This is a genomic window from Christiangramia qingdaonensis (assembly GCF_048381525.1).
In the GTDB taxonomy this organism is placed as follows: Bacteria; Bacteroidota; Bacteroidia; order Flavobacteriales; family Flavobacteriaceae; genus Christiangramia.
The window spans coordinates 630216-640517 of record NZ_JBLWIM010000012.1 but is presented as its reverse complement, the minus strand read 5'-3'; the positions used below and the strand labels follow the sequence as shown (position 1 = coordinate 640517).

Genomic DNA, 10302 nt, shown 5'->3' with positions numbered 1-10302 from the left:
CGAGGAAAACCTGATCTACAGGCTCCCATAATTCGATCTTGTTTCCTTCAGGATCCAGGATCCAGCCAAACTTACCATAGTCATAAGTTTCCATTTCGCCTACAACTTCTACTCCTTCAGTTTTCAAAACCTTCAGTAATTCTTCCAGGTTCTCTACCCTGAAATTCATCATGAATTGTTTTTCCGAAGGTTGAAAATATTCAGTTTTATGATCCATCGGGCTCCATTGCGTTGAACAATCATTTCCCTGTTTATCCTTCCACCAGAAAGTACAACCGTATTGATCAGTATTCAAACCTAGATGCTGATTGTACCAGCTTTTTGTAGCATCAGGATCTTTCGCTTTGAAAAAGAAACCTCCTAAACCTGTAACCCTGTTTTTCATATTGATTCGAATTTAAAGTTCTATTACTTGTTTAAAGGGAATTGAGATCTTTAATGCTCTAAAGTGAAGCTCTTGCTATTTCTTCTCATCTCCAAAGCTTCCAATGATCTTATCTGCAATCACCGTGGCTAGTTTTTCATGAGATTCTCTAGTCCAGCCTGCAACATGCGGACTCAATAGTGTATGTGGCATGAACATTAGTTCTCTTAAAGCCTCCGGAATAGGATCTGCCGCACTTATGCTTACATTCTTCTTATTCCCGAAAAGACTTTCAAAACTGGATTTTTCATATTCCAGTACATCCAGTCCTGCTCCAAGGATCTTTCCCTCTTTTAATGCGCCAACAAGATCTTCTGTCACCGCACTTTTTCCTCTCGCGGTATTGATGAACCAGATAGGTTTCTTAAAGTTAGCAATAAATTCCTTATTGATCATTTGATTGGTCTTCTCTGTTAATGGAGTATGTAAACTCACGACATCCGCCTTTTCAAAAAATTCATCGTAGGAAACCTGTCTTGCATTCTCATCTGCAATTCCATCTTTTAGATCATAAAAGATAACATCAACATCAAAACCTCTAAGCTTTTTTGCAAAACTCTTCCCCATATTTCCGTAGCCTATTAAACCAACGGTTTTCCCGTCCAGTTCTACACCACGGTTTTCTTCACGATGCCATAATCCTTCGCGAACCTCTCGATCTGCTTTGTTTAGTCGGTTAAAGAGTGATAAGAGCATTCCAAGAGCATGTTCCCCAACAGCATTCGCATTCCCTTCTGGGGCAGAAAATAGTTTGATTCCGCGTTCCTGAGCATATTCCACGTCAATGCTTTCGAGTCCGGCGCCAACACGTGCGATAAACTTCAAATTTGGCGCAGCATCAATAAATTCTTTATCGATCTTATACCTGCTTCTTATGACGATACCATCATATAAATGTTGATTTTGCAGGGTTTCTTCACGGCTTTGTTCGAAGCCTTCCACATTATGATGACCAGCTTCAGCCAGTTTTTGCATTAATATTGGATGGTTGGTATCTGCGTGTAGGATGATCATGTCTTTCTTATTTGAATTTAGCAATTTTCACAGTTTCAGTAATCTACTGAAAATGCCTGCTACAAAGTTAAGAATGATTTGGCAGAAGCCGTAAAACAGTCCTAGAAACCTAGGATCGCCTTGGCGATAAGAAAGTAAGTAAGGATCCCGAAAACATCGTTACTTGTAGTGATAAAAGGTCCGGTAGCAACGGCAGGATCAATATTATTTTTATTCAGAATAATAGGGATAAAAGTACCAATAAGTGCGGCTAATACAATCACAGAAATCAGGGCCACTCCGATACTTATCGATTCCTGAATAGTGGTTCCGAAGAAATAGGAACTAATTGCGAAAACGATAATGGCTATAGAAGTTCCATTTATAAGTGCCAGGCCGAATTCCTTTAGTAATCTGGATAGGATATTCCCTCTCAAACTGTCATTCGCCAGTCCCTGTACGATGATCGCACTGGACTGTACTCCAACATTCCCTGCAGTTGCCTGGATAAGCGGCACAAACACCAGTAAGTTTGGATATGTTGTAAGTATGGTTTCAAAACCGGAAATAATACTGGCAGCTCCAAGACCACCGAACATCCCGATCATTAACCAGGGTAATCTTGCCCTGGTTTGCTTGAAAATATTATCATCGGCCTCCAAATCTTCAGAGATACCTGCGGCCATCTGGTAATCCTTTTCAGCTTCTTCCCTTACAAAATCAAGAATATCATCAACGGTAATTCTTCCTACAAGGCGATTCATTTCATCCACTACGGGAATCGCTTCAAGGTCATACTTTTGCATGATCCTCGCTACCTCATCACCTTCAGTGTGCACATTTACATAGTCCACCTGCGGAATATAAACATCGCTGATATTGGCATTGCTGGAAGCAGTTAGTAGATCTTTAAGGGAAAGTCTTCCTTTTAGTTTATTCTTGGAATCGACTACATAAATTGAATGAACACGGGTCACGTTCTCAGCTTGCTTTCGCATCTCGGCCATACAGCCGGTAACACTCCAGTTCTCATTAACCTTCACGAGCTCTTTTGCCATAAGACCACCGGCAGAATCTTCGTCATAACGAAGCAGTTCCACGATATGATCTGCATGCTCCTCATCTTCAATCTCAGCGATCACATTTTGCTGAAGTTCCGGTGACAGTTCAGAAATAATATCTGCTGCATCATCAGTATCCATTTCGTTCAGCTCTGAAGCGATCTCGCTTGGAGAGAGATTTTCAAGAATACGTTCCCGAACATTCTCTTCCAGCTCCATAAGAGCTTCAGCAGTTTTCTCACTATCCAGAAGCCTCACGATATACGTGGCTTCTTCCAGGTTTATTTCGGTAAGAATTTCAGCAATATCAGCGTGATGCACGTCTTCAAGGTGCAACAGCAATTCCTCATCGTTTCCTTGTTCGATGAGGTACTGGATCTTGTCAATTAATTCTTCACTTATTTGAAACTGCATACGGCTCTATTTTTTGCGTCAGTTCAATAAACTGCTGGAAACCGAGTTGTTCCGGTCGAGAGCCAAATATAGTATCTTCCCTTAAATTATCTGGAAGATTAAGACTTTTTAAAGAGTTACGAAGTGTTTTTCTACGTTGGTTAAAAGAAGTTTTCACCACGGTGAAAAACAGCTTTTCATTACAGGGTAGACTATAGTTTTCCTTACGTTTTAAGCGTAGAACTCCGCTATCCACTTTAGGTGGTGGATTGAAAACTGTTGGGGGCACCGTAAACAGATATTCTGCTTCATAAAATGCCTGAACAAGTACGCTCAAAATCCCGTAAGCTTTACTTCCTTCCTTTTCACAAATTCGTTTAGCCACTTCTTTCTGAAACATTCCAGAAAATTCTGGGATCTGGTCACGCATTTGCAAAACCTTAAAAACTATCTGTGTAGAAATATTATAGGGAAAATTACCAATTACGGCGAACTGTTCCTCTCTAAAGATACTTCCAAGGTCATGTTTTAAGAAGTCTTTTTCATGAATACGACCACGTAAATGCAGGTAATGACTTTCCAGATATTCCACACTTTCTGAATCGATCTCGATTACGTGAACTTCAGTATCTTTTTCAAGAAGATACTTGGTAAGCACACCCATCCCTGGACCTATCTCCAAAGTTTTCCTATATCCGGAATAATCGAGGGTGTCCGCGATTTTCCTGGCGATATTCTCATCGGTCAAAAAATGCTGACCCAAATGTTTCTTTGCGCGAACATCTGTATTGGAGTCCTGTTTTGGTGGCCTGTTATTTTTCATGATAATTATTCTGGGGAAGTATATTCACCAATTAGTTCAAGTTCGGTTCTAAAAGCTACAAATTTACCTTCGAAAGCTTTGGAACTTGCCCGCATTTTAGTGGCATCTTCCTGGTAATATCGCTCCAGCATTTCCTTACTTTCCGTAGTATACTGGACTGAATAGGTGATGCCACCCATTGGTTCCTGCACCATCACCTTGGTCATCAAAGCTTTGCTGAACTTTCCGGTTTTCAACATTTCCGGGATATGTTCTTTTTGCATCCATTCCATCCATTGGTCGTGGATCTCTTCCTGTACATTCAGGGTAACATTATAAATGATCATTGGGAAATTTTTTAAAGATGTTATTCCAGTATATCTCCACGAAGTTGCCGGTACTTTTTACGGGCATCTGTGAAATAAATACTATTGGCAAAGTTAAAGATAATTTGCTCGTAAAGAGTCTTTGCCTTCTCTGGATGTTCCAGCTTGCTTACGTAAAGTTCGGCAAGATAAAAATGTGCGTTATCTGCCAGGATATCATTACCATACGATTGGATGATCTGTAAATAATTATTCTCAGCCCTATCATAACTTGCTTCGTATTCAAAAAGCTTTGCCTGCGCATACAAAGCTTCATCCTCTATACTTTCACCCTTATGCGTTTCCAGGATCGTATCCAGCATGGAAATAGCTTCTGAATTTCGCTTCTGAAATGCCAGCAGATCTGCCCTTGCATACTTTTTAAGTGCAGTTTGCGTACTATCTTCCTGGCTATTGTCCGTGATAAGTAAACTCAATTCCATGGCATCATTTGCAATCAATTGAGACGTAGATTTTTTAAGAATATCAAGCTGAGTTTTCGCCCATTCAAAATCACCTTTATAGTAACTTGTCTTGGCCACCTTAAACCTAGCATCCTGCGCCATGATATCGTTTTCCACCAGGTTTTGCACCTGTGAATAATAGATCAATGCCTGGTCGAACTTTTCCTGGATCACCAAAATATCTGCCAGAGCCATTTTTACTTTCGCTTTTTCAAAATTGGATAATTGCAGTTCCTGAGCGTTTTCAAGCAAAGCGATCGCTGCTTCTTTTTTATCTCTTCGGAAAGCTCTAAAGTTTGCCAGATCGATCTGAAGTTCCAGCGTTTCATTATCAACTCCGTATTCTCCAATCAATTGCTCAAATGCCAATTCAAGGTCATTTAATCCTGCTGAAGTTACCGTTTCTGTTCTGAGTTTTAGCAATAGATGTCTGGCCTGTAAATTAAAGGCCGGTGATGGTGATTCTTCGATCGCATAGGTCAGGATTTCCTGTGCTACCTCAAATTGCTTCGCTTCCCGTGCGAGCAATGCAAGATTGAGAATCCCCTGTAAGTTCTTTTCTCCTCTTTTATAAATTGCGCGCTCCTGAGTAAAAGCTTTATCGTATTGATGCTGCTGCACAAAAAGCCAGCTTAGCATTTGATTATATAATAATCTTGGATCTTCCTGTGACCTCTTCAGTAGTAATTTTCTAAAGTTGATATTGGCTTCCGTAGCAGGATCATCAGTGATATAACGACTAAATTCCCGGTTTGCCAGGCTATAGAATTTTGTATCATCTTCTATAAGATCGAGATAATTAGAGAACATCTTTTCAGTATTTCCCTGTTCCCCGTAGATCCTTGCGAGTTGCAAATTAAAATTCTGAGCGGGATTGATCTCCATTGCTCGTTCATAAGCTTTTACTGCATAGTCGAGCAAACTGTATTTCTCAAAACTTCGGGCAATAGAATAGGCATAGTTGGGTCGCGATTCACCCGCCTGCAAAGCTTCCTGGTAAAACTGTTCTGCTCGTTCCAGGTTTTGCTGAAGTTCATAGTTATGACCAATATCAATTAGGATGGCTGGATTATTTGCCGAAGCGCTCATACGCTCCCGCAGAAGATCTTCCGCAGCTTTGAAATCCTCCAGTTGTTGATATGAACTTACGAGACCGTTAAAAATTATTGGATTGGAAGGATTATCCTCGTAAATATCCTGGTAGATCTTAAGTGCTTTTTTGTATTCTCCCTGATCGAAAAAATTCCTGGCAAGCTGCTCAGATTGTGCAACCGCTATAGAGCCGGTGAGCAGGAAAATCAGCATAAATAAAAAACAGCGCATATGTAAATATAAACATTTGCGCTGTTCCAGAATGGTGAACCTCAGGTTAATCGATAAGATCGAAACCGCAATATGGAACCAGAACTTCAGGAACTTTAATTCCTTCGTCAGTCTGGTAATTTTCAAGGATTCCGGCAAGTACTCTCGGTAAAGCCAGGGCGCTACCATTTAAAGTATGGGCCAGTTCCTTTTGATTTTCTTTATTCTTGTATCGTAATTTAAGTCGGTTTGCCTGAAAGGTTTCGAAATTTGAAACCGAACTTATTTCCAGCCATCTATCCTGAGCAGTAGAGAATACTTCAAAATCGAAAGTAAGCGCTGCTGTAAATCCAAGATCACCACCGCATAGACGCAAAATACGGTATGGCAGTTTTAATTCTTTAAGCAGATTTTTAATGTGATCTACCATCCCATCTAAAGCTGCATAAGAGTTTTCCTGAGTTTCAACTCGTACGATCTCTACTTTATCAAATTGATGTAAACGATTCAATCCTCTTACATGCGCTCCATAAGATCCCGCTTCTCTTCTAAAACATGGAGTATAACCGGTACATTTAATTGGAAAATCTGTTTCGGTCATCAAATTATCACGAAACATGTTCGTCATAGGAACCTCAGCCGTTGGGATCAGGTAAAGATCATCTTCGGTAACATGATACATTTGTCCTTCTTTATCTGGCAACTGTCCCGTTCCATAACCTGAAGCCTCATTCACCATAAGAGGTAATTGATATTCAGTATAACCAGCTTCGGTTGCTTTATCCAGGAACCAGGTGATTAACGCACGCTGTAATCTCGCTCCTTTTCCTTTATACACCGGAAATCCTGCTCCAGTGATCTTATTCCCTAGCTCAAAATCTATAATATCATACTTCTTAGCCAGTTCCCAGTGTGGTTGAGAACCTTCGGCCAGTACCGGAACATCACCATCTTTAAATATCTCCTCATTGTCCTCTTCGCTATTACCGGCGGGAACAGATGGATGTGGAATATTTGGAATCGTATATAGCAACTCCTGCAGTTGAGCTGTGGTGCCATTAAGTAATTCTGAAAGATCTTTAGAATCTTCCTTTAATTTCCCGGTTTTTTGCTTTAAAACATTAGCCTTCTGGTGTTCCCCATTTTTGAACATAAGCCCTATTTCTTTCGAAAGCTTATTGGATGTCGCCAGGGTATCATCTAATTGCGCCTGCGTGGACCTTCTGGTCTCATCCAGGTCAAGGATCTTATCGAATACGGCTTCAGCCTCAAAATTTCGCTTTTTGAGTGCCTGTATATATTCGTCTTTATGTTCTGCTATTTTGGAAACCTGTAACATAAGGCCTGAAAATTTTAAATGAAGTTGAATTTTTTATAAGCTGCAAATGTAGCAAAAGCAGGCTAGAAAATTAGTCTTCGGTAGAAGGTAAAATCCAGTCATGGTGACGAAAATGCTGCCATTCTTCAGCCGCCAGATCTACCTTTGGATCGATAAGAGTTTTATAGGGACCACGATTCACCCTGATTTTCCCTTCAGTATAAACCTCTATTTCCATACCTTTTTCAGCATATTCCTGCTCGAGCCTTTGCGCAAATTGCCAGATCATGTCCGGTTTGCTTGGAATAGCTCTCAATTGTTTGCGGGACAGGTAATCTTCTTTCTGAACAATGATCGTATCGCTAGTTCCTTTTTCCACTACTTTGAAAGTAATTCTACCACCTTTGCCTCGCAACATCATTCGCCAGCTTAAGCGATGTCCTTCTTCGGTCCAGAGCACATCATCCTGAAAAAACCAGTGACGTAAAGGCAAAGCTACCTGTATAGCAAACCACACCGCCAGAGCACCAATAAAGATCTTATTCCAGGAAGGAACATTGATCTCATTTCCAGTATAGAATCTTTTCTTTCCTCGCAGGAAAATCTTGTTGATAGTTTCCGCAGGAAAAAAGAAGATACAGAAGGCAAGCGACATATAGGGAAAGATGCCAATATGAAAGATAAAACTATTGAAAAGATGGAAGAATATCGCGGCGATAAACGCTATTAACCTGGTCCTTTTCCAAAGTAGCAATGGGATAATCAGCAGATCAAAAAGGAGTCCGAAATAAGTAATCGCGTAGCGAATCCAGGGTTGTTGAAGAAACTCTCCAACCAGCCAGTAATCCTTCTTAGAAGCCATTAGCATCGCAGGAAAACTACCATCCAGCCAGTCTGGGTAAAATTTGGCTACGGAAGCATAAGTATATACAATCCATAACTGAAGTACGATTACCACCCAGACCCACCTGGGCATGGAAATTCTGCTTATTTCCGGTTTTCTCCATGCATCTATCGAAAACCAACGATGTGCCGGCAGAAAGCTCATGATAAAACATAAGAGCATGAGCAGGTAATAATGATTGTTATAAGAGGATTTCTGCATCAAATAAACCCCAGCCCACATGATCCCGTAGAGCAACATGGACATTCTATACTTGAAGCCCAGCATAACAAAAATCCCGAAAACCCCCATGATCGCGTAATACCAGATCATCCCGTTTCCAGGTAGCGGTTGAAGAAATTCGAATCCAATAAAATTGAAGGTGAATTCTGGCTCTATCATGGTTCGGCGAATCCAACCAGTGAAAATAGCGCCAAATGCTTCAATGGTGATCAATAATCCAAATAACGCACGAAAAACAACAAGTGCCGAATTATCGACTTCTTTGAATAACCACCTATTCAGCATAATTATCCTTGATATATTGACTTGAAAATGCCTGATCCTGCTTCATTGCGATCTTTAATTCTTGTACTGAATTAAATTTCTTTTCATCGCGGATCCTTACCAGCATTTCTATGGTAAATTCTTTTCCGTATAGATCTTTATCAAGATCAAAAAAGTAAGTTTCTATCGTTTGCTCCTTCCCTCCAACAGTAGGATTTGTTCCAATATTCATCATTCCAAAAATGGTCTGTCCATCTAAAACAGATCTTACTACGTAAACACCATTCTTCGGTATTAGTTTATAATCTTCAGGAATCTCCATATTTGCGGTGGGATAGCCAAGATCTTTGCCAATCCCTCTCCCTCTAACCACGGTACCCTTCAGAGTAAATTCACTTTGAAGGTAAATATTGGCCTGTTCCACTCTCCCGTCCAGAAGTGCTTTTCGAATCTTTGTAGAACTTACAGCTACTTGCTCCACGTCCTGCTGAGAGATCTCTTCTACCTCGAAACCAAATTCTTTTCCAAATTGCTTGAGATCATTGATATCTGCAGTGCGATTACGCCCGAATCTATGATCATAACCAATAATGATCTTTTTTGCCCTGAGTTTATTTACAAGGATATCCCGTACGAATTCCAGTGCCGTTAACCTCGAAAATTGATGTGTAAAAGGATGAACCACAAGGTGATCTATCCCTGTTTGATCTAATAATTGCTTGCGCTCCTCGATCGTATTGATAAGCTTGATATCGCTTTCCTTCTGCAATACCATTCTTGGATGAGGAAAAAAGGTTAGCACTACCGAGTCCAGGTTGTTGGCGTTGGCAGAGTTCACAAGGCGATCTATGATCTTGCGATGTCCTGCATGAACCCCATCAAAAGTCCCTATGGTCACTACAGTTTGACGTTCACTACTAAATGAGTTTGCACCTTTATGCTCTTCCAAATCCTGTTATTTTCCGTTATATGAATTCATGGTATTGGAAACTCCAGCTGTTCCAAAGCTCAATATTAATTCTGCGGAAGTTTTTAAACGTTCCGGCATCTTCTTAAGTTCATCACCTTCCCATTCACCAAGTACATAATCTATTTGTTGTCCTTTGGCGAACTCATCACTGATCCCGAATCTAAAGCGATTGTATTTCGTGGTATTTAATTGTGCCTGTATATCTTTGAGTCCATTATGACCACCGTCGCTACCTTTGGTTTTGAGTCTCAAAGTTCCAAAGGAGAGGTTGAGATCATCTGTCACTATTAGTAAATTTTCCAGGTTGATCTTTTCCTTCTGCATCCAGTAATTTACTGCCTTCCCGCTAAGATTCATATACGTGCTGGGCTTGAGAAGCACAAATGTTCTTCCTTTAAATTTAAAGCTGGCAACGTCGCCCAGTTTCTGGGTTTCAAAGCTCACCACTTTTTCTCTGGCAAGTTCATCAAGGATCTTAAATCCTATATTATGCCTGGTATTTTCGTATTTCGGGCCAATGTTTCCTAAGCCTACGATCAAAAATTTCTTCATGGGATCTATTTGCTTCCCGGTCTCTTTCTTACGTAATATCCTTCCGAAGAATGAAAGCATCCAATTTAGTTTTCGTAAAGATAAAATTTATCAGCTACTTTGAAATTAGATTACTAAAAACCGAATGATAAAATTCTGCTAATAAAAAAAGCATTCCGAAGTGGAATGCTTTTCTATATGAATTAAAGACTAAGACTAGTTGTCTTCTCCTTCTTTTACTGCTGCCACATCATCAGTCTCAGTAGCTGGTACTTCGTCTGGAGCAACT

At 40.3% G+C, this 10302-nt stretch carries 10 protein-coding genes and 1 pseudogene; all 11 read right to left on the bottom strand.

The features are described 5' to 3' along the window. Positions 1 to 385 (bottom strand): VOC family protein (locus ACNI3T_RS07860; RefSeq protein WP_418227345.1); only part of this gene is annotated, 385 nt, incomplete at its 3' end. 75 nt (positions 386 to 460) lie between these two features. Next, positions 461 to 1438, bottom strand: coding sequence for a 2-hydroxyacid dehydrogenase (locus ACNI3T_RS07855; protein ID WP_418227344.1), 978 nt, complete (start codon positions 1436 to 1438; stop codon positions 461 to 463). A 101-nt stretch (positions 1439 to 1539) separates the two neighbouring features. Further along, a complete protein-coding gene (gene mgtE / locus ACNI3T_RS07850; protein WP_418227343.1) occupies positions 1540 to 2892 on the bottom strand; it encodes a magnesium transporter in 1353 nt (450 codons plus the stop codon). Continuing rightward, complete coding sequence (rsmA, locus tag ACNI3T_RS07845) at positions 2873 to 3694, bottom strand: 16S rRNA (adenine(1518)-N(6)/adenine(1519)-N(6))-dimethyltransferase RsmA (RefSeq protein ID WP_322301393.1); 822 nt, start codon at positions 3692 to 3694, stop codon at positions 2873 to 2875. The genes mgtE and rsmA overlap by 20 nt, the downstream gene beginning before the upstream one ends. A 5-nt stretch (positions 3695 to 3699) precedes the next feature. Beyond that, positions 3700 to 4020, bottom strand: coding sequence for a DUF4286 family protein (locus ACNI3T_RS07840; protein ID WP_418227342.1), 321 nt, complete (start codon positions 4018 to 4020; stop codon positions 3700 to 3702). Positions 4021 to 4040: 20 nt separating this feature from the next. Further along, positions 4041 to 5825 (bottom strand): tetratricopeptide repeat protein, encoded by a 1785-nt coding sequence (locus ACNI3T_RS07835; protein ID WP_418227341.1) that lies wholly within the window; start codon positions 5823 to 5825, stop codon positions 4041 to 4043. Between the two features lie 46 nt (positions 5826 to 5871). Further along, positions 5872 to 7143, bottom strand: coding sequence for a serine--tRNA ligase (serS, locus tag ACNI3T_RS07830; protein WP_418227340.1), 1272 nt, complete (start codon positions 7141 to 7143; stop codon positions 5872 to 5874). Positions 7144 to 7213: 70 nt separating this feature from the next. Next, on the bottom strand, positions 7214 to 8533 hold the full coding sequence (locus tag ACNI3T_RS07825; protein WP_418227339.1) for an HTTM domain-containing protein: 1320 nt from the start codon (positions 8531 to 8533) through the stop codon (positions 7214 to 7216). Continuing rightward, the gene (locus ACNI3T_RS07820; RefSeq protein WP_418227338.1) at positions 8523 to 9461 is read right to left on the bottom strand and encodes a bifunctional riboflavin kinase/FAD synthetase; all 939 of its coding nucleotides are present in this window, start codon (positions 9459 to 9461) and stop codon (positions 8523 to 8525) included. Before ACNI3T_RS07820 ends, ACNI3T_RS07825 begins: the two co-directional genes overlap by 11 nt. A gap of 6 nt (positions 9462 to 9467) precedes the next feature. After that, entirely contained in the window at positions 9468 to 10094 is a 627-nt protein-coding gene (gene pth / locus ACNI3T_RS07815) for an aminoacyl-tRNA hydrolase (RefSeq protein ID WP_418227337.1), read from the bottom strand. Between the two features lie 135 nt (positions 10095 to 10229). Next, a pseudogene (locus tag ACNI3T_RS07810) lies at positions 10230 to 10302 on the bottom strand (50S ribosomal protein L25); the annotation flags it as partial.